A 25,418-nucleotide genomic window follows, 5' to 3' on the forward strand; every position below is an offset into this window, starting at 1 on the left:
ATGCTGAAGACCCCGCGCAGTCGGGGCCTGCTCAACGGCCTGCTGCTGATGCTGCTGGCGCTGTGGGGCGGGTTCATTCCGTTCGTCGGCCCCTACTTCGACTTCGGGTTCGGGTCGGGCGACGCATGGGTGTACAACTCCGACCGCCTGGTGCTGTCCATCCTTCCGGCGATCGCGGTGTTCGTGGGCGGGCTGTTCTTGCTGGCCAGCGCCAACCGCCCGGTCGCGGTGCTCGGTTCCTGGCTGGCCGCCCTCGGCGGTCTGTGGTTCGTCGTGGGCACCACGATCGCTCCGCTCTGGAACGCCGGTGCAGGGAAGCCGCTCGGCGGCCAGGCGCGGCAGATAGCCGAACAGCTGTCGTTCTTCCAAGGCCTCGGCGCCGTCATCATCATGCTCGCAGCCGTGGCACTGGGGCGCTTCCTGGTGGTCGGCGTGCGTGAGGCACGGCGAGCCGAGGCAGGACGAGTGGAGCGAGCCGAGGCGGGACGAGTGGAGAGGGAGCGCGCCGCACCGGCGGAAGACCGCGCTCACGGCTCGACTGCCGCTCCCCAATGGGAGGAGCAGGAGCGCCCACGCCACGACGACCGGCAGCCGGCAGGAGATGGGGGGCATGCCGGACCGGGCGCACAACTCCGGCGCCGCCTCGGCGGTACGGGGCGTCCACGCGGTCGTGAGTAGCGAAGGGGGTTGAACGACCTGACTACAGGCCTCGGCGGATCACCGACCCTCAACGACATATCCCCTCCGTGCGGCCCTCCGTCCTTCCTGGGACGGGGGCCGCACCATGCGCCGGGCACGGGCTCAGGGCTGCTGCCGTTCGGTTTCGCTGGATTCCTGGCGCTCTTCGTCGTCGAATTTCCGTGCAGCACCAGCGCCAGCGCCGCGATCCCTCCGGCCAGCAGCGCCCCCACCCCGTACAGCGCCACCAGCCCGGACCCTCCGAACAGGCCCGCACCGAACCGGCGTGACGGCCCTTGTCCTTCATCTCCGCCGCTGCCAGCCGCATCTCCGCCCGTACCGACTGCGGGATCTGCTCAGTGGCCTGCTTGACCAGCTCGCTCACCGACGGTTCTGAACCGGGAGCCGGTTGAAGGCGCGGTTGTCGATACTGAGGGTCTGGCCGCCGGTCGGATTTCTGACCGGTGTGAGAATGCCGATTCCGAACCTTCGTAGCCGCTGTCGGCCAAGGTGGGGAGCCCTGGCCGCCCTCCGAGACTGCGATGGGGACGTGGGGAGAGCGGCGGCGAAACTGGATATTCCTGACCACCTCCTCCTTCGGGCTGTCGAAAGCGGTGGCCATGGCGATCGCCCGCGGGGCCTCACCCGCCGTTACCGACCGGCGGCCGTACCGCACGGTCAGTCCGGGGCCTGCTCTGCGAATGATGGCCTCGTGCGCGGCCACAGTCGCTGTAGAGCTCGACGAAGATTTCCTTGGCAGTGGCGAGCGTATCCGGCGGCAGTGGCTCGCCGACCGGCCTGCCGCCGTGCAGGTTCGAGTCCTCTACGGGATCCGCCATAGACCGGCTCCAGCCCCCACCGCGCCCAACGCCCGCCTAACAATTCCATCCCGCTTCCCGATCCCGTGACCGCGTGTCGATGGAGTGACCGGGTCCGGTCACGCAAGGTTCCGGTGACCGGCCGGCGGGGTCAGTACTCCAGTTCGGGACGCAACGACCCGCCGACCGCATGGAGATGGCGCAGCGCCTGCGCGTAGGACTGGAGGAGACCGGTCTCGCAATAGGCGATGCCGTGGCGGTCGCTGAAGGTGCGCACCAGCGTCTGCGCGCGGCGCAGGTTGGGCCGCGGCATGGACGGGAACAGGTGGTGCTCGATCTGGTAGTTCAGCCCGCCGAGCGCGAAATCGGTGATCCGGCCACCGCGGATGTTGCGCGCGGTCAGGATCTGCCGGCGCAGGAAGTCCGTCTTGTCGTTCTTGCCGAGCATCGGCATGCCCTTGTGGTTGGGGGCGAACGAACAGCCCAGGTACAGGCCGAACAGGCCCTGCTGGAGGAGGAGGAAGCCCACGGCCTGCAGTGGAGGGAGTACCCAGAACAGTGCGGTGAGATATCCGCCGATGTGGGCGAGCAGCAGACCGCCCTCGGCCAAGCGGGCCCTGCCCGGCCCGCGCGCGGTGGCCGTGCCGCCGAACAGGGCGCGGGCTCCCGCGAGATGCAGATGGAACCCTTCCAGCAGCAGCATCGGGAAGAACAGCCATGCCTGGTGCCGGGCCAGCCAGACGCCGGGGCCGTGCCGGGCCCGAGCGCTCTCGCGGGTGAAGGTGAGTGCTCCGGTCGCGATGTCGGGATCGCGGTCGACCTGATTGGGATGGGCGTGATGCCGGTTGTGCTTGGAGATCCACCACCCGTAGCTGAGCCCGACCAGCAGGTTGCCGTGCAGCCGCCCCAGCAGCTCGTTCACCCGCTTGGAGCCGGATATCTGCTGGTGGCCCGCGTCGTGCCCGAGGAACGCGGTCTGCGTGAAGGCGACTGCCAGGAACGCCGCCACCGCCAGTTGCCACCAGGACGGCCCGATCAGCGCGAAGGCCGCCCAACCGGCCGCCAGCAGGACGAGATTTGAGACGATCTTGACTGTGTAGTAGCCCGGCCGCCGAGTCAGCAGCCCGGCCCGCTTCACCTCGCGGGACAGCAGCGCGTAGTCGCTGCCCCGCGGAACCGCTTCGCCACGGCCCTGGGCGGGGGCACCACGGGGGGTCGGAGTGTCCGTGGTCGCGCTTGTGGTCACACTGTCCTCTTCCATTCGGGCGAGCATTCCCGAGAGGGCACGCCTGTCACTTCCAGTAGAACCGCTGGCCTGGGATGCCGACACAGGTGATCTGAGCAGGGCTTATCGGCGGAGCTGATCGCCGGGCGGCCGTGGGCCGGTAAGCCCGGGTGCCGTCTGCCGGCACCGGCGCGTGGACCTGTTCACCGTCCCGGCCGCCACGCCCCGGCAAGAAGCTGAGGCGTCGATGGAGTCGGCCTCCGACCCTCACAACCTCCTGCACACCCCTGACCTGCTGGCCGCCCTCGCCTCACCACCCGGCCCGACGGACCGGGCCGGCGCCCCGGGCCGCCCGGCACCATCGACCATCTGCGATCGGAGATCGCCATGACCGCTCTCATCACCATCCCGCGTCCTGCCCGAGCTCTGGCCCGGGCCCCCGATGAGGTGAGCACGCCCGTCCGCCAGCGCCCCGGCCACACCATCGTCGCGTTGTCGGGCGCCCTGGACGGCGCCGCGGCTCCAGCGTTGCGCGAGCACCTGCTCGGCGCGGTGCGGCGCAGCGGCCGCCTGCTGATCCTCGATCTGGGGGAGGTGGCGTCCGCCGACGCGGCCGGACTGGCCGTACTGGTGGGCATCCGGCGCCGCGCCGCCGTACTCGGCATCACCCTCCGGCTCGTCGCCCCCCGCAGTCAGGTCGCCGCGCTGCTCCGCGCCACCGCGCTCGACCGCGCACTCCCCGTCTACCCCGATCCGGATTCGCTCTCGGAAGCGCCTGCCCGATGACCATGAAGGACGAATATCTGCGGCTGATGAGGGGTCTCGTCGGCGGCATGGCCATCGCGGTCGCCCTCGTCTGCGCGCTCATCGCGGCGGTCGCCTTCCTCTCCTGACGCGGCCGAGGGCAAGGAACCACATCGTGCTGGGCGCTCGGTCGACCCGGCCGGAGAGCTGGGCGTAGTCCTGCAGCAGGATCGAGACGTCCCGGCCGCCGATCGCGCGTAGCTCCCTCGACCACCAGGGGGCGATGAGTTGCGGCGGCATCTCGTGCGCCCGGTCCAGCAACTGGCCCAGCAGCCGCTCGCCGAAGCCTTCGCTGCGGTCGACCGCGTCCCCGGGTGCGCTCAGTTCCCCCATAGCCGTCTATGTGCCCTCCGACACCGGTGGCAACTCCAAGTGCCTGACAATGTGCAGAGTCGTGAGGGGCCGCGCGATCGTGGCGGGAGGGGCGTCAGCCTGTGACGACGTGATCCCGGGCCCTTTATGGTGGGTGGTAAGGGGCTGACGGACAGCCTGAGCCGAGGAGATGGGGCCGGTGAGCGGGACGATGCACCAGGTCTGGATCGAGGCCGGCGGGGGGCATGACATGGTCCGCGCCGATGCGATCGTGATGCTCCGGCTAGACGGGACCGGACGGCTGACCGCGCAGCTGCGCGACGACGCCAAGGTCAGTGTGACCCTGCTGGAGGGCTCGTCCGACGCCCGCCCGCCCGACGACTTCCACCGCCGGCTGATCCAGACCGTCGCCCAGCTCGCCGACTCCAGCGGCGGGCAACTCGTCCGCCCGCGATATGAAGGAGGCGTCTGGAGCTGGACCAGCGAACCCCTCTAGGGGCATGCCGCGCGGGCACCGGTTCGCCGGCCTGGACGCCGTCCCGGTCGATGCCCTCGCCCGCGAGCCGCCGCTGCCGGCCGAGGAGATGACGGTCCCGGAGTTCAACCAGTCCACCGTCGGGATGTGCCGCGCCGCCGGCTTGACAGCCACGGTGCACCAGGGCACGGCGGGAGCGGGCGGGGTCCGGAGATCGGCGGCTCGCCGTACTGAGCCCGCCGCGCGCAGATCTCCTCGGATTCCAGGCCGGACACCGTGCTCGAAGCCCATCGCGGGCGGCAGGACGAGGCCCGGGCCCCGTTTTCCGCCTGGTCGTGTCATCTTCGCGCGGGTGGGGGGCGGAGGGCGATGATGGGTGCGCACGGGCTGTCTGGCCGGGTGGTTGTGCGTCGGTCTTCGGCGAGTTGGACCAGGCGGGCGGCGGTGTCGGCGAACAGCAGTAGTTGGCGGGCGGTGGAGGGGCTGAACGGCTCGGCGTTCGGCCGCGCGAGGACGGCGAGGACCCCGTGGGTGGCTTCGCCGTTGTCGAGCGGCAGGATCAGGATCGGCCCGGCCGGTAGGGCGCTGAGCGTCTGATCGGTGACGATTCGCGCCGACAGGGCCCGGCGGGAGCTGAACGCCCGGCCGAGCATCGACCGCCCGCGCCGGACCGTCAGCCCGCGTATCCGGTCGCTGCCGACACCGACCGCGATATCGATCCGCAGGGTGTGGGCCTCTTCGGCGGGCAGTGCGATGAATGCCAGTGGAACGCCTGCCATGGAGCGGGCCCGCTCGGCCACGAGCTTCAGCAGGCTGGGCACGGTGGTCCCGTTCAGGACCGCCGCCATCAGGTCGAACGAGGCGGTCAGCCGCCGCCGGTCGGCCGCGCCCCGGACCATGCCCGATGGGCCCCAGACGGTCGCCGGTAGTTCGTCGCCGGTCATGTCGTCATCCCGCTCTCTTCTGTGGCCGGCGGTGGCCGAGCTTTGAGGTCGCGGGCCGCAGATCCGCACTGGCCGCGGCCCGGTTCGGGTGCGTGCGAGCGCCTGCGCCCGGTCAGGCCGCGGTCGACCGGATGTCCGGGGTCGCGCCCTGGGCGCCCGCGGCGGAGGAACCGACCATGAACACGCGGTGCAGTCCGGTGGCCCGCAGCAGCTCGGCCAGTTGGGGGCGAGGGTGGGCGAGGGTCAGGGTGGTGCCGGTCGCTTCGGCCCGGTGGTGTGCGCCGATGAGCATCGCCAGCCCGGACGCGTCGCAGGACGTCACGTCCGACAGGTCGACGGTCACGTGCGCGCCGCAGTCCCGCAGCGCGGCGTACAGGCGTTCACGCAGGAACGGGGTCGAGGTCGCGTCGACTTCGCCGCTTATGGCGATGACGGTGCGCTCGCTGAGCCGTTCAAGGGTCAGGTCGACGGGTTCGGCGGAGTGGTCGGCCGTCTGGACGAGGTGGTGTTGCGGCGTCATGGCGCCGGACCTGTCTGGGCTGAAGCGCCCGAGTATGGAGAAACCAGGGGATGCGGGCTTGGCCGCCCGCATCGAGAAGACCCTCGTCACCGTGAGTCTACGCGCTTGCCTTGCCATCGCGCTGTGTGTGAGGGTCCGACTGGCCCCGGCTTCAGAGACGAGCCTGGACGATCGAGGACTCCTGTGGGCGCTCCTGATAACGCGCCCGGGGCGAGAACGATGAAAGGCGCAGGGACGGCGTATCGCTCCGGATCCCGGTGGGCGGATCCGGTGGACGGCTCGGGCGTGGAGTGTCCGGGATGTGCCGAGGGGAATGGGTCTGGTGTCCGATCGGGGGGAGAGCATGACAGGGCAGCTGGACGATCGGCAGGGCGCCATTCTTGATCGTTTGGTGGAGTCGATGCACTCCGGAGTGCTGGCGACCGACGAGCACGGCCGGATCACGGCGTGGAACCCGCGGGCCCGGGAATTGCTCGGCTACACCCGCGACGAAGTGCTGGGCAGGTCGATGCACCGGCTTCTGCACCGGGACGCCGACGGGCACGTCCCCCCCGAAGAGGACTGCCGCCTCATGCGCGGGTTGCGCACCGGCGTTCCCGATCATGGGGACGGCCAGCGGTTCGCCCGCCGGGACGGGCGGCTGATGATGTGCTCCTGGTCGTCGGCGCCGATCTACACCGGGGGCCCGGGCCGGGCCGGGCCTGCGGACGGGGTGGTGGGCGGGCTGGTCGTCGTCTTCCAGGATGCCGCCGACCGGGTCGAGATCGAGCGCGAGCGGCGCGAGCAGATGGCGCGAGTGCAGCGGGCCAATTCCCGGTTGCGGCTGGTCGCCGAGATCACGACGGTGCTGTCGTCCACGCTGAACGAGCAGGAGGCACTGCGGCGGCTGGTCCGGCTCGTGGTTCCCCATCTGGGGGACTGGGCCGAGGTCGATCTGCTGGTTCGCGACGGCCGCGTGGAGAGGGTGGCCGCGACGCACCACGAACTGTCCGCCGCCGACCTCGCCGGGCTTGAGGGGCCGCTTCCGCCGCTCCCGCGCCTGCCGCGGGGACCGCTGGCCCAGGTGCTGCGCGGCGGTGCGGCGGTCGTGGTCAGCGGCGAAGGCGACGTGCGCTCCGACGAACCGCTGGACGCCGCCCAGCGCGAACTCTTCCAGGTCATGGACGCCCATAGCGCGATCATCGCCCCGCTGGCCGCCCGAGGTGAGACCTACGGCGCGCTGACACTGGGCTACTCCCGCCCAGGGCACGGCTACGGGCCGAACGACCGGCTCGTCGTCGAGGACGTCGCGCGCCGCACCGGCCTTGTCCTGGCCAACGCCCGCCTGTACGTCGAGCAGCGCAACACCGCCGAGGCGATGCAGCGCAACCTCCTCACCCCTCTGCCGCAGCCGGGCGAGCTGCGGCTGGAGGCCCGGTATGTGCCCGCGGCCCGAGTCAGCTGGGTGGGCGGCGACTGGTACGACGCCTTCACGCTGCCCGGTGGCGCCATCGGGGTGGTCATCGGGGACATCGTGGGCCACGACCTGCAGGCCGCGGCCCGCATGGCCCAGGTTCGCAACATGCTCCGGGCCTTGGCCTGGGACACGACCGCGCTGCCCAGCACCGTGCTGGCCCGCTTGGACGGCGTCATGGCCGGCGTCAGCGACGCCGACCTGGCCACCGGCGTGTTCGGCCGCGTCGAAGAGGCCCCCGGCGGGCTGTGGCGGCTGCGCTGGTGCAACGCCGGCCATCCACCGCCGCTCCTGATCACCGATGACGGCGGCACGCATTTCCTGGACGAGCACGGAATGCTCCTGGGCGACCCCGACCTCACCGGGACTCGCCCCGACGGCGCTCGTGTCCTTCCACCCCTGTCCACACTGCTGCTCTACACCGACGGCCTCGTCGAGACCCGCGACACCGACCTGTCCGACCGCCTCACCAGCCTCCGCCGCCACGGTTCCCACCTGGCCCAGCTTCCCCTGCCAGACCTGTGCGACCAGCTCCTGGAGCGCATAGAGCCCAGCGGCGAGGACGACGTCGCGCTCCTCGCCCTCCGCATCCCCGGCTGACGGCCGCGGGCACGCGCGCGCCGCTACCGGGCCGCAGGGCCAGAAGCCGGGGCCGCGGAACGGTCGGGCGATGGGGCGTCGTGGGAGCGACGGCTCAGGGGCGGGCGGTGGAAATGTCGCAGGAGGCCAGGATCTCCTCCGGCAGTGCGAAGCCGACCCCGGCGGCCGCCCTGGCCAGAGCCGCCTCCGCCGAGGCCGGGTGCGTCTCGGGCGGCACGACCAGAAGCAGGAGCGGCTCCGCGCGGCCGCAGGAGACCGCGACCATGTGGTCGAGGCGGGGGAGCCGGCCCACTTCGATCTCCCGGCCCAGGACGGCGATGCGCAGCGGCACGCGGTCCCAGTCGCCCACGTCGATGGTCAAGCGGCTGGCGGTCATGCCCGGCCGCCCGGCCAGGGCGGTCACCAATGCGGTGAGTTCGGCCGAGGCGTCGCGGGACCGCGGCCACCAGCCGCCATCCATGACCCCGCGTCCGGCGCCGCCCGGCGTCAGCCGCAACCGCGCCGCCGCCGGAGATGGAAGAAGAGGCGCCGGGGTCGCGGCGGTGGGATCCGCGAGCGGGACGCTGTGGGCCATGTCGGAGGCCCCAATCTCGGCCTGTCGAGGGCCGGGCAGTACATCACCGAGGACGGCGCCGGCAATGCTGCCTACGCACGAGATGCCCTCGGCAGCACCACACTACGTCACCGGAAGCCCTCGGCGGGGTCAAGGCGTTCGGCCATCACCCGGAGGTGAATCACCGCGACGCGCGTAGACTGCGGTCATCCGGCCAATGACGTCGTCCCGCCCGGCTGACTCGCCACACCGGCTCTTGCAGGGAACGCCGTACCCCTTCCGGAACCCGCCCGCCGCGACTGCGCTCTGCGACCGTCTCCCATGAGTCCTGCCGGACCCCTGGCGATCATCGCTGTGGCGGTTATCGTCCTCATGGTGTTGTGGAAGACCGCCACGCCGCTGATGGCGGTCATCATGGCCGCGGCCGCTCTGCTCGCCGGAGTGATCCTGCTCGTCCTGATGTACGGGACGAAGCCGCGCCGACGCCGTGAAGGCGCCGGTTCGCCGGGCCTGTGGCGGCGTCGCCGATTCTGAGAGTACGCCGCATCCGGCGGAGGCGAAGAGCGCACAGCCGCCGCGGTGACGTCCGGCATCCGCCAGCACGGCCCAGGCTGCAGCCCGGTAGTGGTCGCGCCGCATTCCGGATCGTCTGACATGCAACATGGGTAGTGCCGCTCAGCGAAGGCCAAGAGAAGTTCAGTAAACGGCAATTGCATTTTGCCGCCCTGTGTCCGAAAAGGAGAATCACTTCTGCCGCATCTGTTGGGGTAGCGAAGCATCAGGCAGGCCCCGTCCCCGCCGACAACGCACCCGGGGTCGCCGTCCGCGCCACCCGGGAGAGGGGCGCAGACCTATGCGAACCACTGCCGAACGAAGAACGACCATCAGCTTCTCTCCGTCCATGACTCCTCGGCTGGCGATGCGGCCGTCGGCCCCGACCGACCGCGTTGGTCCGATGCAAGACGGTTCGAGTCGCACGCCGCTGGACGGTGTCTGGTGGCCCCGCTCGGTCGATCCGGCCATGGAGTTGCCCGGGCTGGTCTTGGCACTGCAAGCACAGGGCCCGTCCGACGAGCACCGCCTCATCGTCCACATCATGCTGCGCGCGACCGACTGGGCCGCCCATCCGCGCCGACTGCGCGTCGACGGCCCAGAGGACACCAGGGAGGTGCTGCTCAGCTGGTTCGGCAACCTTCCCGCCGGACTGCTCACCGCGATCTATGCCGACGGCCGTCGCGTAGACCTGCTCACCGTCCCGGCCTCAACCGACGATGCGGCGGCACGAGCCACCCTGGAAACAGCCGCCCGCCCCTGACAAGCCGACCGGCCCGCGCCACCCCACCCGGACACAAGCGACGACGCAGGACGCCGGGGAAGTTGATGGGGGACGGCTGAAAGAACACCCCCCGGCACGCTGAACCGGACGCCGCCCGGCCCGTGAGTTACCAGCGGACGCGCTGGCGCCCGTCGGCGTAGGAGGGGTGCGCCGCCGATCCAGGTCCGCCCAGTTCGGGGAGGAGCGGACGACCCTGGATCGGCCAGCGCGGCCCCCAGCAGCGACCGGCCGCTTCCCAGTCAAGCTGTGCGACCTGGTTTCTGGACACAGGCACTCCGCGCACGATTCATCGCTCGCGCCGATGACCGTCGCATCCATGGAAACTCAGGGGACAGCCGCCCCCGCCGGGGTCAGGGCGACGTAGTGGGATGCTGTCGGCGCTCTGAGGTCAAGCGCGCACATGTGTTGAGATCGCCGCTGACCAGCATGAACAGCTGCACACCAGAGTGCCGCACCAAGAAAGATCAAAACTCCGAGGCGAGCCGTTGCGCCCTGCTGCCTGCGGAGAAAGTGAGAAGTCGCGGCCGCCAAAACGACTCGTCGGCAGCGGAAGCGCCGACAGCGGAGAACGATGCGGAACGGGCGAACTGCGCTGTGGACATGCGTGCCTTTAGCCGTATCTCCTGCCAGTGATCCGTGAAGCAGGTGTTGCCCACGCTGGTAGTCGGCAAGCCCCTGCCTGTGAACCTGAGCAACAGCGGAACCGACGCGTCGAGCACGGCCAGCGAACAGTTCACCCTCAAGAAGATCGACAGGTTCAAGACCTACACCGACAGGTTTACCGACGAGACACAGCGAGCCCAGAACGGCGAGTTCGTATGCCTCGTACTCGATATCAAGAACGTGGGCACGGCTGAGGGGGACACCTGCACCTCTGCACACTGGGTAGGCGCAGACGGCAAGGTGGTGTGCAGCATTGACACCATCGGCAGAGTCTGCGAGGCCAAGGGCCTCCCCGATAGCATTCTCGGTCAGGACAGCCCCGGACCCGGACAGTACATATCAGGAACGATCAGCTACGACGTACCAACCGACCAACCAGGCGCGATCGCCGTCGAGGGCCGAAACGGAATGCTGCTCTTCCGGATCGACTACGCACCGGAATCGGCTACCGTAAAAGTCACTCAGTAACACGATGAGGAGGGGAAAACGCATGGCTCAGAAGGTCATAGTTCAAATGACAGACGACCTCGACGGGGACGAGGCCCACGAGACGGTGTCGTTCGCCATCGACGGCAAGGCGTACGAGATCGACCTCAGCGAGAAGAACGCCGACCAGCTTCGCAGCGCTCTGCACCCATACATGGACAGCGGGCGTCGGCTCAAGGCCATCCGAGGCGGCAAGGCCACCGCTCGCGGCACCGGAAACCGGGAGCGCAGCGCCGAGATTCGCGAGTGGGCGAGGTCCGCCGGAATCAAGGTGAACGATCGCGGGCGCATCCCCGCCAACATCATCGAGCAGTACGAAGCGGCTCACTAGCCGAACACGCGTAGAGGGACCCACCTAAGCCGGGTGGGTCCCTCTACGCGTATCCGAAGAGGACACCTTGGCTGACCAGCACCAACAAGCCGAACCCGACACCCGCCAGCGGCGCACGGCAGCTCCTGCCGCTCAGCGTCTGGCTCTGCCCGGACGACACCACTGACCAGCCCAACCACGACGCGCAACCGTGCCAAGGTCCCGCCCATCGCGCACCACGCACCCGACCTGCGAACGGCACCTGGGCGCCATCAGCTCCGGGCTGGCAAGCCACCTCATCACCATCGCCACCGGCGAGGGCGACGTTATCGCCGAGGCGTTCACAACCAACTCCGCCGTCCTGGGGGCGGCGGCCGAACTCGACCGGCGCGCCGTCGGGTGCGTCCCGCACTTCCCGCTCGCCCAGCACATGGGCGCGCAGCTACGCGCCCACCTTCCGCACGAACACCTCGGCGAGTGGCGATGCGGCCGTGCCGCGCCGACCAGATGCACCTGGGGATCGCCGACCAGTCCGGACAGGTCGCGCTGGTTTCGTTTGTCGGAGGTGGCGGGCGGTAAGGGAAAACGCGGTTGCAAGGGTGCGATTCGGCGACTGGTTACAGGTTGTAGCATGAGTGCGTGAGCGAAAGGAGTGCGAGCGAGGCCCCGCAGGGGCTTCGCGCGGCGGGAGTCACGCGTACCCGGCGCGCGATCCTCGCCGCCGCGCGCAAGCATCTGATCGAGGCCGGTTATCACCGGCTGAGCCTGGAACAGGTGGCCGCGGACGCCGGGATCACCCGGGTGACGATCTACCGGCAGTTCTCGTCCAAGCTCGGGCTGCTCGACGCGGTCGCCGAGGACCTGGCCCAGCGTGCGCGGCTGGTCAGCGGCGTCGAGGCGGCGCTGGCCGTCGACGATCCGGTGGCGGCGTTCCGCGAGCTGGTAGTGGAGCTGTGCCGATTCTGGGCCACCGATCCCGACCTGCTTCGCAGGCTGCTCGGCCTCGCCACCGTGGACCCGGAGGCCGGGCACGTCGTGCAGAGCCGTGAGCAGTGGCGCTTCGACCAGATCGGTGCGTTCGTCCGTCGGCTGGATGCGGCCGGACGGCTGCATGACGATCTGGACGTCGAGCAGGCCGTCGCCGCCATCGGGGCCGTCACCGGTTTCCCCGCGTGCGACGAGATGGCGACACGTCTCCGTCTCGGTCACGCCGAACTGGGCCCGTTGGTCGTCACGCTCCTCGGCGGCGTCATCCGGCTCGACTGAGCTCCTCCGCCCCACCTATCCGAGGAGATCCGGCTGGCGGTTGACGATATCGCGGTAGATCGGCTGGAAGTTCCAGGACCTCGCCGGCGCGGCGTTCCCGCCCGTCCACCAGGACGAGCATCCGCAGGTCCATGGCCGTGCTCGGGGACTCGCCGTCCGGGCCGAATTCGCCGATGACCAGCACCTGCCCGCGGTCGCCCGCGGCCTCGGCGCAGCGCCGGCAGGATGATCTTCGAGGTGGAGTCGTCCCAGTCGTGCAGGACGTCGGAGAGCAGGTATGCGTCGGCGCCGGGCGGGAGCGGGTCGAAGAAGCTTGAACGCCATCATCTCGTCAAAGGACTTCGACAGTGCGGGGTCGGGCGGCCAGGTCCTCCCCGAGGGAGCGGCCGTCCCGCGTGCCGTAGGCGTTCTTTCCGGATCGGATGGTTCAGCAGTTCCACGAACGCCAGCTCCGCCCGGCTGAGTGCACCGTCCATGTCGAAACGGGCGCGCAGCCGGGCCGGATGGTCGTCCCGGAGAGCCTCGCCGATGGCGGTCACGCACGTCTGGCTCCGCGTTCGCGTCCGGGACACATTGCGCAACGCCCCGGCGAGCATCGCGTCCGGCTGAGCCATGCCAAGTCGGCCGGCCATGTGGTCCGTGCGGTGTTCGGGGCGGGTGCGGGGCATGGTCAGGCTCGTTCCGTGCTCTCGGCACCGCCTTCGGGACGGCGTGGCCTCCAGAGCGCCCAGATGGCCAACGCCAGGGTCGCAAGGGCGGCGCCGAGGACGCAGATCCCGGACCAGCCGCCCGCGTTGTAGACGATCGCGGCCAGTGTCGATCCGGCCACCCCGCCGAGGAAGAAGGCGAACATGTAGGCGGTGTTGACGCGGCTGCGCGCCGCGGGCTGGAGCGCGAAGACGGTCCGCTGGTGGTTGATGTGGGCGCCCTGGAAGCCGGCGTCCAGGAGCACGATCCCGGCGATGAGCGCTATCAGCGAACTGCCGCCGAGGGCGATCAGCCCCCAGGCGGCGAGCATCACGAGCAACGACACGGTGACGGTGAGCCCGCTGCGGCCGCGGTCGCCCAGCTTCCCCGCCCACGGGGCGGCCAGCGCCCCGGCCACGCCGAACAGTCCGAAAAGGCCGATGACCGTCGGCTCGTAGTGGTACGGCGAGCCGGACAGCAGGAAGGCCATCGGAGCCCACAGCACCGTGAACCCGGCGAACTGGAGGAACGCCAGGGCCATGCGCCTGCGCAGTTCGGGCTCGCGGGCCACCAGCGTCAGCACCGACCCCAGCAGCGCGCGGTAGCTGGTCTGCTGGGCCGACGGCAGGGCCGGCAGGGTCCGGTGCAGCAGCAGCGCGAGCACGACCATCGCGACGGCCGCGACGACGAAGATCAGCCGGAACCCGGCCACCCCCGCCGCGAACCCGCTCACGGCGCGCGCGCCGAGCGTGCCGACCAGCAGCCCGCTGGTCACGAAGCCCACGACGTGGCCGCGCTCCTCGGGAGCCGCCAGGGTGGCGGCGAGCGGGATCAGGATTTGTGCGCAGACCGAGAGCATCGCAAGGCCGGCCAGCGCCAGTGCCAGCAGAGGCAGCCCTGGCGCGGCGGCACACCCCAGTGCCACCACCCCGGCGCCCAGGAACATGCCCGTCAGCAGCCGACGCCGCTCCAGCAGGTCGCCGAGCGGCACCAGCAGTATGAGGCCGAGGACGTAGCCCACGTTCGCACTCGTCACCAGCAGCCCCGCCGCAGTCGGGGACACCTTGAACGAGTGCGTGACCAGGCTGAGCAGCGGCTCGATGTAGAACCGGTTGGCCACCGCCGCGCCGACCGCCGTGGCAAGCAGGATCATCAGCAGTCGCGACAGCCGGTCCTGTTCGACCTTGGCGGTCGGGACCGACTCCTGTTCGCTGGTCGCCATGGATGAATACCTCCAGATGATACAGCACGTATCATGCGTTACTAGTTGTATCACATCTCGCCCAAGCGAGAAAGGCGGGGCAGCGTCCCACTGCGCGCGCCACCAGACGACCTGCGGAAACCTCCACGGCTGGTCCGCGAGAAGCGCCACGAACATTCGTGGAAGGTGTTATCGGCCCCCCCGGCGGCGAGCGCCCACGCGCCCACGACCAGGCTGCCGAGAGCGAGAAAGCGGCCGACCTCGCAGATCAGCATGACGCGCCTGCGGTCGTACTGGTCCGGCAATGCCCCGGCGGGCAGATAGAACAGGGCATAGGGTAACGTCGCGCAGAATCCGACGATGCCCGCCTTGGCCGGTGAATGGGTCATGGAGATGACCAGCAGGGGAAATGCGATGGTCGTCACGCGAGTACCCAGATCAGAGATGATCTGACCACTCCACGGCAACGTGAAGTTGCGGTTACGGCGTAGGGGAATTTCCTCGGAAGTCGTCTCCCCTGCAGCTACCGGCTCTTCCTTCGTGCTTCCCCTCTGTAGCCGACTTTACTTTCCTTGGTCTTCCGCGCCGCGCACTCCTCATGTCACGACACTGTCGAGAGTACGAGGAGTGGCCGTCCTTTGCACTTGACGATCAACTTTCTACTTGTAGTATCTTCGATGATGTGAACGTACCCTTAATGTCATTACATTTTTGACACTGCCGTGTACTTTGCGCTTATGCATGGGTCAACATGGTAGGGACGAGGGTCTTGTGGAGTATGCCTTCCTGTCAATTCCCCGACAGTTCGACGAGCAGGCGGCCACTGCTCCCAACGCTATCGCGCTCGTTTCCGAGAACGCTCCTGATCGCACCTATCGCGAAATCTCGGCGGCGGCCGACCGGCTCGTCCGGCGGCTGATCGCCGAGGGCGTCGGCCCCGAGGGCGTCGGCCCCGAGGACGTCGTGGCGCTCGCCCTGCCGAGGTCGCCGCGCTCGGTCATCGCCTCCCTGGCCGTCGCCAAGACGGGTGCCTGCTCCCCCCGCTCGACCTCGAACACCCGCCCGGACGCCTCGCGCTCATGGCCGAGGACGCCCGGCCGGTGCTCGTGCTCACCGACGCCGCGACCGCGCCCGGGCTGGCGAACATCGCGCCAGGCCGTCCTCGGCTGCTCGTCGACGAGCAGGCGACCGATGCCTCCGGCCCCGGCAGCCCGCCCGACCAGGAGGATCGCCAGCATCCCGACCGGGCCTCCTACATCAACTACACCTCGGGCTCCACCGGCCGTCCTAAGGGCGTGGCCCTCCGGCACGACGCAGTGAGCCACCGGTTGTGGTGGATGCAGTCCCGGTACGGGCTCGACCCGGGCGACCGGGTGCTCTACAAGACCTCACCGGGATTCGACATCGCGGTGTGGGAGATGTTCTGGGCGCTGACCACCGGTGCGTCCGTCGCGATCGCCGAGGGCGCGGCCCAGCGCGACATGGCACGGCTCACCGCCTTCGCCGCGGAGTCCGAGGTCACCACCGCGCATTTCGTGCCATCGGTGCTGGACGCCTTCCTGCACGAACCCCTCGCCGCGTCCTGCCGGGGGCTGGGGGCTGCGCCGCGTGCTGTGCAGCGGCGAGGCACTCCAGCCCTGGGTGGCCGAGAAGTTCCACGCGACGTTCTCCATCCCCCTGGACAACCTCCACGGGCCGACCGAGACCACGACGTGCACCTTCTGGCGCTGCCCGCCGGGCGCGGCCACGGTCCCGATCGGCGTCGCGCTCGGCGCCCTCGAGGTGTACGTCCTGAACGAGGCGTTCCGGCTGCCCCCTGACGGTGTGCCCGGCGAGATCTACGTCTCCGGGCCGGGCCTGGCCCGCGGGTATCTCGGCGCGGCCGTACGTACGGCCGAGCGGTTCGTGGCATGCCCCTTCCGGCCGGGCCGGATGTACCGCACCGGCGACCTGGCGCGCCGCGATCCGGACGGGAACCTGGAGTTCCTCGGCCGCGCCGACGACCAGGTGGAGATCCGCGGCTTCCAGGTCGAGCCCGCCGAGGTCGAGAGCCGCTACGCGGACCATCCCGATGTGGCACGCGTCGCGGTCGTGGCCCGTTCCGGCGGCGCACGCGGACAGGAGCTCGTCGCCTACGTCGTGCCCGTGGACGGCGCGCGCTGGGACGCGGCCGCCCTGTGCGACTTCGGCGCGCAGGCCCTGCCCGATTACATGGTGCCCGCCGCCGTCGTGCGGATGGAGTCACTGCCGGTCAACGCGCACGGGAAGCTGGACCGGCAGGCGCTGCCCGCTCCGCCCGCCCCGGCCGGAAGGCCGGACCGGCGGTCCCGCGATGACCGCGAGGCCGCGCTCTGCGCCGCGTTCGCCGAGGTCCTGGACGTGGACGGGATCGGCGTGGAGGACGACTTCTTCGACCTCGGCGGCCACTCGCTGCTAGTCGGGCCCGACCCACAGTCTCTTCTAGACGGGCGTATGCGAATTTAGTTAGCTTCTGTGTAAGTCGTTCGCAGCATGGGAGCCTCATGAAGCGACACCGCCTTGCCGTCGGCGCCGGGGCCGTGCTGCTCGCCGGAGCCGCGCCGGCGGTACCGGCCCAGGAGGCACGGGCGGCATCGGTGCCTTCGGTGTACGAGGGCGATGCGCGTTTCCAGATCCTGAGCTCGACGCTGATCCGGCTGGAGTACGCCGGCGACGGGACGTTCGAGGACCGGCCGACGTTCAACGTGGCCGGCCGCCAAGCCGTGCCGACGCGGTTCCGGACCTGGACCGAGGGCGGGGACAGGGTGATCCGTACGCACCGGCTCACGTTGCGTTACAAGCGCGGTTCCGGTGCCTTCACCGCCTCGAACCTGCGGGTCGAGCTTGCCGGGGGCGCCGTCGGCCGCCCCGCGTGGACCGCGGCGGACCGCGTCTGCTCCTTCGGCACGCGCTGCGAGGCCGAGGACGGGCGAGCGGCCGGAGGAGCCGCGGCCGGGTCTGATCATGAGGGGTTCACCGGGGCGGGCTTCACGGCCGGTTTCGATCGGCGGGAGGCGTCCGCCTCGTTCCGGCTCGTGGACGTCCCGGCCGATGGTGACTACCGGCTTGCGGCGCGCTACGCCAACGCCCGGGGAGGTGATCTCAAAGACGAGACCCGTACGCTCGGCGTCCGGGTCGGCGACACCAGGGCCGCGCAACTGACACTGCCGAAGACCGGGGACTGGAGCAACTGGCGTGTCGCCGAGACAACCGTCCATCTGAGGAAGGGCGACACGACGATCTCACTGGAGCGGGGCACCGACGATTCCGGGCACGTCAACGTCGACAATCTGTCGGTCGTGCCCCCTGGAACCTCCTACCCCGCATATCCACAGCTCGGCGGCTACCGCCGCGGCCTGGACTACCAGTCCGGCCCTGCCAAGCTGGAACCCGGAATTCTGTCCCGACAGGGATGGGCGCTCCTCGACGACAGTCGCACCGCGCTGTTCGATCCGGCGGCGCACCGCATCACCCAGCGCCCCGGCCATGCGGGCAAGCCCTACCAGGACGGATACCTTTTCGGCTACGGCAGCGACTACCGGCAGGCCCTGACCGATCTGAAAGACCTCACCGGACCCGCCCCCCTGCTGCCCCGTTCCCACTTCGGAGTCTGGTTCTCCCGGTATCACCCCTACAGCACGCAGGACTACCGGCAGGGGCTACTGCCCAGGTTCCGGGCAGAGGAGGTGCCGCTGGACACCCTCTCGGTGGACACCGACTTCAAGTCCCCCTCTACATGGAACGGCTGGAACTGGAACCGCAAGCTCTTCCCCGCCCCGGAAACGTTCACCCGATGGGCGCACGACCAGGGACTCGAACTGAACTTCAACGTCCACCCCAGCATTCCCCTGAACGACCCCCAACTCGGCGAGACCAACGCCATCGCCAAGGGGAAGCTCAAGGACTCGTTCTGCCTGGCGGGGGTCAACCTATGCAAGGTGTTCGACTGGGGTGACCCGGACCAGGTCAATGCCTACTTCGCCCTGCACCGGCCCTTCGAGCGCCAAGGCGTGGACAGCTGGTGGCTGGACTGGTGCTGCGAAGATGCCCGGGTCTCCACACGCGGCGTCACTCCCGATTCCTGGATCAACTACCTCTACGCCGCACGTGGCGACAGCCTCGGCGAGCGCGGACATGTCCTCTCCCGGATGGGAAGCGCGCTGGTCGGCGGTCTGACCGGGCAGGGCGGCTCCCCCGTGTATCCCTCGGGACCGTGGGCCGAGCACCGCTCGACCGTGCATTTCACCGGCGACAGCGAATCGACCTGGCCGCTCCTGGCGTTCGCCGCTGAGATGAGCGCGGCCGAAGGATCCGTTGGGATGTCGTACGTCAGTCATGACATCGGCAGCTTCCGCAAACAGCACCTGGACGACGACTACTACACCCGCTGGATCCAGCTCGGCACATTCCAGCCGATCCTCCGCCTCCACTCCTTCAACGGGGAGCGCCTACCGTGGGACTACGGCCCGCAGGCACATCGGGCGGCGACGAAGTTCCTCCAGTTGCGGGAGGCTCTGCTTCCCTACACCTACTCGCTCGCACGGCAGGCACGAGACACTGGCCTGCCGATGGTGCGCCCGCTCTACCTTTCCTACCCCGGTCAGGCGGAGGCCTACGAGAACTCGACCCAGTACACCTACGGTGACTCGCTGCTGGTCGCACCGGTCACCCGGCCGAACACCAATGGAACGGCACAGACGAAAGTGTGGTTCCCACCCGGTCGATGGACCGACTACTTCACGGGCCGGACCTATCAGGGCCCCAGCACTCACACCATTGTCTCCGGCCTGGAGAGCATGCCGCTGTTCGTCCGCGCCGGGGGCATCTTCACCCAGCGGACCAACTACGTCGACAACGCGTCCCAGAACCCCCTTGACCAGGTGACCCTCGTTGTCGGCGCGGGAGCCGACGGCGCCTTCACGCTGTACGAGGACGCCGGAAACGGCCAGGCATACCAGCGCGGCGAGCACACGACGACCCAGATCACCTACAGGTCTGGAACTATCGACATCGCCGCTCGGCAAGGCGCATATCCGGGTGCGGTACGCACGCGCGCCTACACCGTCAGCCTGCGGGGGACCAGGCGCCCCCGCACGGTCACCGCTGACGGCAAGACCCTGTCCGCAATGGCATGGAGTTACGACACCGCCACCGGCACCCTCACGATCCGCCTTCCGGCGGGACCGGCCGGCGCACGACACACCATCATCCCCATCTCCTAGGTCTTCGACGCATCGGACCGCTGGTGCGCCGGTCGCCGAGCGGGCGACGGGCCAAGCCCTGTCGAGAGCCCTTGCCCGTGCCCGTGCTTGTCGAGGTGGCTCGCACACCGGTCCCTGATACTGGGGCAATGTCAGACTCATGGGTACACGTTGGTCGGCTCTGGACCAACGGCGAACCGTTTCTCGCACTCGACGCCGCACTTCGTGAGGCATGGCACGGCTTCAACGACGACGAGTTCGACCGGATCGTCGAACTCGGCCAGCAGGACACCAGCATTTTCGTCGGCACCGGACGAGCAGCCCTCGTCGGCGGCGACGGCGTCGTCCGCGACGACAGTTGGATCGAGGTCTTCGAGGCGGCGAGCGGCCCCATCGCCATCGTCCAGGCCAGCGGTGCAGACTATCCGGAAGCACTGGCAAGAGCGCTGCACTACCCGACCACACAGGACGAAAACGGAGACACGCTGACCGTGCGCAGTGGCATGCTTGCCATTTTCAGTGCCGCGGTCGACGGCACCGGTCCGCATTCCGTGCCCCTGCTCGCGGCCCAGCCTGGACCAGTGCCGACCGTCCACGGCCCACCGTCTCGCGGTGTGGAGCCGGGCCTCCTGTTGGCAACCGCGCACACCACGTACCAGCTCAAGGTCCGCTGGTATACCGAACTCGACGAGGACAACTGCTTCGCCCGGTGGCTCCTCATTCCAGTACAGGCTAAGGACTGAACAACGATCCAAAGCGAACCCGCACCCTAAGCGGCATGCGCGGACGGCTGGGCTCGGTCTGGGCGACCGTGGTGCCGCGGCGCTCTGTCGTGGGTCGCGGAAGGTTGCCCTCTGGCTTCGGGACTGCAACGCTTCATGACTCAGATGCGGTTGATCGAAACCATGCCCGGGAGGTTCTCGTTGCTGCTGGATGCGGGCACGACACAAGTGGATGAGCTTGTCGAGCAGCTTGGTCACGAGCCGAACGGGTATTTCTGGGAGGGTGTCGCGCAGTTCCTCGTGAGCACGGAGGCTCCGGCCCTCGATGGGCGATTCGCCTACGACCCCGAAGGCGGCATGTTCTGCGCGCACAGCGAGGACCGAACCGTACTCCAGGAGTTGGCCGAACTGATAACCCCTGTCACCACCGACGGCGATCGCATGCGCACGCTCATCACCTCGGCAGAGGCCAGCGGCTTCGAGTTCGACGACTGATCTTCAGCCCACCCAGGCCCCGCCGCCCGCGGCAGATGAGTGCGTGGGGGACTCAGCGTGGCAGATCAGGGAACGACCGCCACGGCGCCTCGCACGCCGCCTTGGGCCAGTCGGTCGTGGGCCGCCGCCGCGTCGGCGAAGGAGTGCACCGCGGCGACCCGTAGCGGGATCTCGCCGCTCTCCGCTCGTTTGGCCAGATCGCCCAGCCGGGAGCCGTCCGGTAGCACATCCAGGGCGAACGTCCGGATTCCCGGCGCCGGCTCCGGGCGCAACGGGGGCGAAGCCGCCACATAGCCGCCGCCGTCCCTGACCAGTTCCATCAATGAGGGGCCGATCATCGCCAGGTCGACGACCGCGTCGAAGCCGTCCGGCCCGGCCGCGATCGGATCGTCCGATCGTGGCAGGAACGCCGCGCCCTGCGACTGGATGAACTCGCGGTCGCCGACCCCCGCGAGTCCCGTGGCGTGCAGGCCCGTTGCCCGGGCCAGGGCCAGGACGAACCCGCCCACTTGCCCCGCGGCACCGGTGACGAGCATGGTCGAGCCCGTCGGGAGCGCGAGCAGGTCGAGGGCCTGGGCGGCGGCGAGGCCGTTGGTCGGCAGGGCCGCGGCCTCGGTGGCGGGAATGCCGGTGGGTGCGAAGGTCAGCCAGGCGGCGTCCAGGACCACGTACTCCGCGTGAGTACCGACGGTGGTGCGTATCCATGGCGAGAAGCCGATGACAGCGTCACCAACGGCGAAATCCCCGACGGACGGCCCCACCGCGTCGACCGCGCCCGCCACGTCCCACCCGGGTGTGTACGGCAGCGGGGTCGGCAGTGGCGCCGGGAATCGGCCGGCGCGAATCATGAGGTCGACCGGGTGCACAACGGATGCGGCGACCCGTACTCGTACCTGCCCCGGCCCTGGCTCGGGTACCGGTAGGTCCGCCGCCACGTAGAGGACCTCCGGCCCTCCGAACTGTGAATAGCTGACTGCGCGCATCGTCGTGCCCTCCGCTGTATGTCGTGGTGTCCCACGGTAGGGACGTGGGGGCGCTGCGAGGAAGTAGGTACCTTGGAGTGCCTAGGGCACCGACCTAAGAGGTGGAACGTGGCGACAACGACGGCCGCGCAGCGTCGAGAGCAGGCCAAGCGCGACTATGATGCGTTCTTGGCGGCATGCCCGACTCGGGAGCTGCTGAGCACGCTGACCGACAAATGGGCGGCGCTGGTGATCGCGGCCCTCGCCGACGGTTCGCAGCGGCACAGCGAACTCGCCCGCCGCATTGCGGGCGTCAGCCAGAAGATGCTCACCCAGACCCTGCGCACGCTGGAACGCGATGGTCTGGTCACCCGGACGGTGACCGCGTCCGTGCCGGTCCGCGTCGACTACGCGCTCACTCCGCTCGGCCACGACCTGTTCCCGGTGATGGTCGCGATCAAGACCTGGGCAGAGACGCACATGGATCGTGTCTTTGAGGCCCGCGCCCAATTCGACGCACGTTGATAAAACCGGAGGGCGCCCGGACGCACCCAGGCGGCAGGTGCCGGTCACCGGCCGAGGTATGTGCGCACCGCGGCGATACACGCGGTTCGGCGGGTGGCGTTGTGAGGGAAGCGTCGGCTGCATTCGGCGTGGACCCAGGTTGGTGCCCGATGGGGGCGTTGCGGCCTTTGTGGTCGTGAGCGGGGGCGGCGCGGGGTGGTGCGCTCTTGTCTGTTCATGCTCGGTGGGCGCAGCGATGGGGAGCGGTGCTCGCCGGAGCCGGCCCTGGCCTGTGCGGGTGTCTCTCGTGCGGATGCGGATGGTGCAGCATGCTGCCGATGCGGATGGTGATGACGGCCGGCATACTCCGGCCGCTTGGAGGCAAGGGTCGGCGGGGCCGGGGACGGGCTTGGTTGGTGGCTCTGGTTTCCGGTGCCTGCCGTGTGGGTGGGGCGTGGTGACGGCGGGGCTGACGCGTCGCCGGGTTGGAGGATGGCGGCGGTGCCGAGGGATGCAAGGACGGCAGTGATCAGAAGTGCCGTCCAACGGCGGTGAGGGGAACGCCAACGATGCCTGCGTTGGCGGCGGACTCGCCATGGCTCATCGGGCTCCGGTGGTAACCGCGCAAGGGCCTCGGCGTCAGAGCCATGGATCATTGCACTTGACTACCAGGAGTGACGGTGGGTGCCAAGCAGGCTCGCTGTTCAGGACGCTGATGCCTGTCGGTCTCCGAACTGGCAGGCGGCTCTTGAACAGATCGTGACTCGGGCCGGGTGGGTGGTGCTTCATGGTGCACGGAAAACGCGTGGCCCCTCACCTCGACGTCAACGACGTCTCTCTCGGCCACATCACCAAGCTCCGCTGGAACGACCGGGACAAGTGGGTGTTCTCCATGGAGCCCGTCCATCCGGCCATCATCGCCAAGGAGATTTTCGACCAGATCGAAGGCAAGCTCGTCGGACGCCGATGCCAGCGTGGAGGCACCAAGGCACGCGAGAAGACCAGCACTCCTACGCACTGCGGGGAGTCATGTACTGCGGGCTGTGCGACCGCAAGATGCAGGCCCACACCTACAAGGACTACGTCTACTTCCGGTGCCGCTACCCCGAGGAGTACGCGCTGGCCAACAAGGTCGAGCACCCGCGCAACATCTTCGTCCGCGAACACCAGGTCACCGCGCTGGTCGACCCCTGGCCCGCCAAGGTCCTGGCACCGCACCGCATCAAGCAGACGATCGCCGACATCCACAGCGCCCAGGAGCCGCCGACCAACACCGCCGCGATACGCGCCAAGGCCCAGATCGCCGACTGCGAGACAAAACTCGCGCGCCACCGCGCCGCGCTTGAGGCCGGGGCCAACCCGGCGACCATCGCCCAGTGGATGGCCGAGACCGAAGCCCACCTCACCGCGGCCCGAGCAGAACTCCGCACGGCCGGTGCCCAGCGCCGCCGGACCTTGACCGGCCAGGAGATCGACGCGCTCATCGCCGGACTGGGTGATCTCGTGCGGGTGCTCAAGGACGCGAGCCCGCAGGCCCGTCAGACCGTCTACCAGACGCTCGGAATCCGGCTCGTCTACCACCCGGACAAACAAGAAATCCGGGTCGAGGCTGACCTCGACCCGGATCGCGTCGTGACGTCCATGACCCCGGATTTGGGGAAACGGTACGTGTCCGAGGGGCGACACGATCGGACAGCACATGGCCCGCCCATTCACCGCTCGGTGAGCCTTACCGAATTCTGATTGGCGCATAGTCTGCAGCTCACCGCTCGGATTTATGTGAGCCCCACGCAGCTTCCAAATCTGCGTGCGGGCTTAACCTTAACGTCACACGCGGGAACGCAGAAGGAAGACAAGGTAAGCTTCTTCGCCATCTTGCGCTTGCTCGGAACCCGGTATCGGATCTGCCGTAGGTCTGAGTTTGTTGACGGGAAATGCTGGCTGCCCGGTGACGCCGGCTGCATTCGACGGACCAACTGTGATATTGCCGGTATGGGACACCTCGGCCTTCGCGGAGGCTGAGCACAGTGGGTTCAGCGGTGGCAGCGGCGCTGTAGCTCGGCGATGACTGCCTTCTCGTGCGTGTTGAGATCTCCGTCGACGGTAGCGACCCGTTCGGCGGCGTAGACAACGTCGCTGAGATCTCCGGGCTCGGCGTCGAGGCGTTGCCATACGTCGTCCGGGTCGATGTCGATGACATTGGCGAGTTGCTCGTCGTTGACCTGATGCCGTTCCCTGGCGAGCCGCGTCAGCTGCTGGAACAGCAGGCGTTCGGCGTCAGTGATCTTGCCGTCCGCGTTGATGACGAGCCACGCGACCCACAGCATCAGTTGCAGGTGACGTGTGCGTCGGATCAAAGTGTCGGCGAGTTCGATCACTCGTGCTTCGCCACGGAATACGGATCGGGCATGGCGTCCCGCGACCAAGGTCGTGTAACGGTTCACCAAGATGGTGAGGGGGACCCCGATGCCGGGGATGGTGAACTTGATGATGTTGCGTTGCAGGAGATGTTTCCCAACGAACGGAAGGCTTTTCGCTGCGGCGAGGACCGGACCGGAATAGTACTTCTTGAGGACTTGCCGTACCAGGCCGGGTATGAACTTCGCCACACCGCTGCGGGTGACCTCTCCGGCCTTTATGTCGAATGCCACCCGGATGAGTTTCAACATGTCCTCGGGATCGTTCACGTCCAGTGGAATCCGGTAGATCACGGCGATGTCGTGGGCCAGCCGCATCTGCAACTGGGAGATATACGTGAGGTCGACCATGAACGTGACGAATCCGGCTGGAACAGTGGCGGGGCTGGCGCCACCCAACGACCCGATGGTCGCGGCGATCGTCCCTGTGTAGATGCTGGAGGTAATTCCGCCTTCGAGCGCAGCGTACTTTGCCGCCAGCTTGATCTGCTGCTCGACGATACCGTCCGCGGGCATGCCCTTGTACTTCTGCTGGAAATACTCCCAGGTGGCATTCTCGGTGTACGACCGCAGTGCTTGGGTGCAGAGTTTCGTGAACCAGCCGCCCGACTTGATGTCGTCCGTGCTCAGCCCTTTGACGAACTCTCGCAGTTTGGCGCGCTCCTGTTCGACAGCCTCACGGTCGGCATCGTCGTCGGAGTTGAGGGAGCCGTGCAGTGCTTTGGTCACGGCGGGTTTCCTCCTAGATTGTTCAGTGACCTGCAAGGT

Annotated in this window: 25 protein-coding genes and 1 pseudogene; 16 read left to right on the forward strand and 10 right to left on the reverse strand. The window is 68.8% G+C overall.

Annotated features, from left to right (window positions below; translation table 11 throughout):
* Positions 1-678 carry a hypothetical protein gene (locus SM611_RS31515; RefSeq protein WP_371953965.1) on the forward strand — a complete coding sequence of 226 codons (678 nt, stop codon included), beginning with the start codon at positions 1-3 and terminating at the stop codon, positions 676-678.
* Positions 679-1,647: 969 nt separating this feature from the next.
* On the opposite strand, the gene SM611_RS31520 is transcribed toward SM611_RS31515, so the two are convergent.
* Entirely contained in the window at positions 1,648-2,742 is a 1,095-nt protein-coding gene (locus SM611_RS31520; protein WP_371953966.1) for a fatty acid desaturase family protein, read from the reverse strand.
* 366 nt (positions 2,743-3,108) lie between these two features.
* On the opposite strand from SM611_RS31520, the gene SM611_RS31525 reads away from it, so the two are divergent.
* Positions 3,109-3,507, forward strand: coding sequence for an STAS domain-containing protein (locus SM611_RS31525; protein ID WP_371953967.1), 399 nt, complete (start codon positions 3,109-3,111; stop codon positions 3,505-3,507).
* 78 nt (positions 3,508-3,585) lie between these two features.
* On the opposite strand, the gene SM611_RS31530 is transcribed toward SM611_RS31525, so the two are convergent.
* Positions 3,586-3,858 (reverse strand): hypothetical protein, encoded by a 273-nt coding sequence (locus tag SM611_RS31530; protein WP_371953968.1) that lies wholly within the window; start codon positions 3,856-3,858, stop codon positions 3,586-3,588.
* Between the two features lie 178 nt (positions 3,859-4,036).
* Here SM611_RS31530 and SM611_RS31535 point away from each other — a divergent pair, with 178 nt between their 5' ends.
* Positions 4,037-4,333, forward strand: coding sequence for a hypothetical protein (locus SM611_RS31535; RefSeq protein WP_138635671.1), 297 nt, complete (start codon positions 4,037-4,039; stop codon positions 4,331-4,333).
* Positions 4,334-4,650: 317 nt separating this feature from the next.
* Here the strand turns inward: SM611_RS31535 and SM611_RS31540 are convergent, their stop codons facing one another.
* Together SM611_RS31540 and SM611_RS31545 are read right to left on the reverse strand one after the other, a co-directional pair.
* The gene (locus SM611_RS31540; RefSeq protein ID WP_371953969.1) at positions 4,651-5,256 is read right to left on the reverse strand and encodes a GAF domain-containing protein; all 606 of its coding nucleotides are present in this window, start codon (positions 5,254-5,256) and stop codon (positions 4,651-4,653) included.
* Positions 5,257-5,368: 112 nt separating this feature from the next.
* Positions 5,369-5,776: an STAS domain-containing protein gene (locus SM611_RS31545; RefSeq protein ID WP_371953970.1), complete on the reverse strand. Its 408-nt coding sequence runs from the start codon at positions 5,774-5,776 to the stop codon at positions 5,369-5,371.
* A 343-nt stretch (positions 5,777-6,119) separates the two neighbouring features.
* On the opposite strand from SM611_RS31545, the gene SM611_RS31550 reads away from it, so the two are divergent.
* Positions 6,120-7,829 carry a SpoIIE family protein phosphatase gene (locus SM611_RS31550; RefSeq protein WP_371953971.1) on the forward strand — a complete coding sequence of 570 codons (1,710 nt, stop codon included), beginning with the start codon at positions 6,120-6,122 and terminating at the stop codon, positions 7,827-7,829.
* Positions 7,830-7,923: 94 nt separating this feature from the next.
* On the opposite strand, the gene SM611_RS31555 is transcribed toward SM611_RS31550, so the two are convergent.
* The gene (locus tag SM611_RS31555; protein ID WP_371953972.1) at positions 7,924-8,403 is read right to left on the reverse strand and encodes a DUF5994 family protein; all 480 of its coding nucleotides are present in this window, start codon (positions 8,401-8,403) and stop codon (positions 7,924-7,926) included.
* 351 nt (positions 8,404-8,754) lie between these two features.
* Here SM611_RS31555 and SM611_RS31560 point away from each other — a divergent pair, with 351 nt between their 5' ends.
* The 5 genes from SM611_RS31560 to SM611_RS31580 all read left to right on the forward strand — a co-directional run bounded on the left by SM611_RS31560 (position 8,755) and on the right by SM611_RS31580 (position 12,443).
* Positions 8,755-8,916, forward strand: a complete 162-nt coding sequence (locus SM611_RS31560) for a hypothetical protein (protein WP_371953973.1) — start codon at positions 8,755-8,757, stop codon at positions 8,914-8,916.
* A 367-nt stretch (positions 8,917-9,283) separates the two neighbouring features.
* The gene (locus SM611_RS31565) at positions 9,284-9,697 is read left to right on the forward strand and encodes a DUF5994 family protein (protein WP_371953974.1); all 414 of its coding nucleotides are present in this window, start codon (positions 9,284-9,286) and stop codon (positions 9,695-9,697) included.
* A 657-nt stretch (positions 9,698-10,354) separates the two neighbouring features.
* Positions 10,355-10,849 carry a hypothetical protein gene (locus SM611_RS31570; protein WP_371953975.1) on the forward strand — a complete coding sequence of 165 codons (495 nt, stop codon included), beginning with the start codon at positions 10,355-10,357 and terminating at the stop codon, positions 10,847-10,849.
* Between the two features lie 22 nt (positions 10,850-10,871).
* Positions 10,872-11,198 carry a histone-like nucleoid-structuring protein Lsr2 gene (locus tag SM611_RS31575; RefSeq protein ID WP_371953976.1) on the forward strand — a complete coding sequence of 109 codons (327 nt, stop codon included), beginning with the start codon at positions 10,872-10,874 and terminating at the stop codon, positions 11,196-11,198.
* A 618-nt stretch (positions 11,199-11,816) separates the two neighbouring features.
* Positions 11,817-12,443 (forward strand): TetR/AcrR family transcriptional regulator, encoded by a 627-nt coding sequence (locus SM611_RS31580; protein WP_371953977.1) that lies wholly within the window; start codon positions 11,817-11,819, stop codon positions 12,441-12,443.
* Here the strand turns inward: SM611_RS31580 and SM611_RS31585 are convergent.
* The 3 genes from SM611_RS31585 to SM611_RS31595 all read right to left on the reverse strand — a co-directional run bounded on the left by SM611_RS31585 (position 12,383) and on the right by SM611_RS31595 (position 14,828).
* Positions 12,383-12,718 (reverse strand): hypothetical protein, encoded by a 336-nt coding sequence (locus SM611_RS31585; protein WP_371954048.1) that lies wholly within the window; start codon positions 12,716-12,718, stop codon positions 12,383-12,385. The two genes, SM611_RS31580 and SM611_RS31585, sit on opposite strands and share 61 nt — an antisense overlap.
* 395 nt (positions 12,719-13,113) lie before the next feature.
* Positions 13,114-14,352 (reverse strand): MFS transporter, encoded by a 1,239-nt coding sequence (locus tag SM611_RS31590; protein WP_371953978.1) that lies wholly within the window; start codon positions 14,350-14,352, stop codon positions 13,114-13,116.
* Between the two features lie 50 nt (positions 14,353-14,402).
* Positions 14,403-14,828 (reverse strand): MFS transporter, encoded by a 426-nt coding sequence (locus SM611_RS31595; RefSeq protein WP_371954049.1) that lies wholly within the window; start codon positions 14,826-14,828, stop codon positions 14,403-14,405.
* A gap of 244 nt (positions 14,829-15,072) precedes the next feature.
* On the opposite strand from SM611_RS31595, the pseudogene SM611_RS31600 reads away from it, so the two are divergent.
* The 5 genes and pseudogenes from SM611_RS31600 to SM611_RS31620 form a co-directional block, all read left to right on the forward strand.
* Positions 15,073-15,851: pseudogene (locus tag SM611_RS31600) on the forward strand (AMP-binding protein); the annotation flags it as partial.
* An 88-nt stretch (positions 15,852-15,939) separates the two neighbouring features.
* A complete protein-coding gene (locus SM611_RS31605) occupies positions 15,940-16,815 on the forward strand; it encodes a non-ribosomal peptide synthetase (protein ID WP_371953979.1) in 876 nt (291 codons plus the stop codon).
* A gap of 38 nt (positions 16,816-16,853) precedes the next feature.
* Entirely contained in the window at positions 16,854-19,571 is a 2,718-nt protein-coding gene (locus SM611_RS31610) for a TIM-barrel domain-containing protein (RefSeq protein ID WP_371953980.1), read from the forward strand.
* Positions 19,572-19,699: 128 nt separating this feature from the next.
* On the forward strand, positions 19,700-20,293 hold the full coding sequence (locus SM611_RS31615) for a hypothetical protein (protein WP_371953981.1): 594 nt from the start codon (positions 19,700-19,702) through the stop codon (positions 20,291-20,293).
* Between the two features lie 144 nt (positions 20,294-20,437).
* A complete protein-coding gene (locus tag SM611_RS31620; RefSeq protein ID WP_371953982.1) occupies positions 20,438-20,767 on the forward strand; it encodes an Imm51 family immunity protein in 330 nt (109 codons plus the stop codon).
* Positions 20,768-20,832: 65 nt separating this feature from the next.
* Here SM611_RS31620 and SM611_RS31625 read toward each other — a convergent pair whose 3' ends face one another.
* Positions 20,833-21,750, reverse strand: a complete 918-nt coding sequence (locus tag SM611_RS31625; protein ID WP_371953983.1) for an NADP-dependent oxidoreductase — start codon at positions 21,748-21,750, stop codon at positions 20,833-20,835.
* A gap of 108 nt (positions 21,751-21,858) precedes the next feature.
* On the opposite strand from SM611_RS31625, the gene SM611_RS31630 reads away from it, so the two are divergent.
* Both SM611_RS31630 and SM611_RS31635 read left to right on the forward strand, forming a co-directional pair.
* On the forward strand, positions 21,859-22,254 hold the full coding sequence (locus SM611_RS31630) for a winged helix-turn-helix transcriptional regulator (RefSeq protein ID WP_371953984.1): 396 nt from the start codon (positions 21,859-21,861) through the stop codon (positions 22,252-22,254).
* Between the two features lie 1,008 nt (positions 22,255-23,262).
* Positions 23,263-23,976 (forward strand): hypothetical protein, encoded by a 714-nt coding sequence (locus SM611_RS31635; RefSeq protein WP_371953985.1) that lies wholly within the window; start codon positions 23,263-23,265, stop codon positions 23,974-23,976.
* 290 nt (positions 23,977-24,266) lie between these two features.
* On the opposite strand, the gene SM611_RS31640 is transcribed toward SM611_RS31635, so the two are convergent.
* Positions 24,267-25,379, reverse strand: coding sequence for a tellurite resistance TerB family protein (locus tag SM611_RS31640; RefSeq protein WP_371953986.1), 1,113 nt, complete (start codon positions 25,377-25,379; stop codon positions 24,267-24,269).
* Positions 25,380-25,418: the final 39 nt, after the last annotated feature.

Origin of the sequence: Actinomadura monticuli, from assembly GCF_041463655.1 — a bacterium.
Classification (GTDB): Bacteria; Actinomycetota; Actinomycetes; order Streptosporangiales; family Streptosporangiaceae; genus Spirillospora; species Spirillospora monticuli.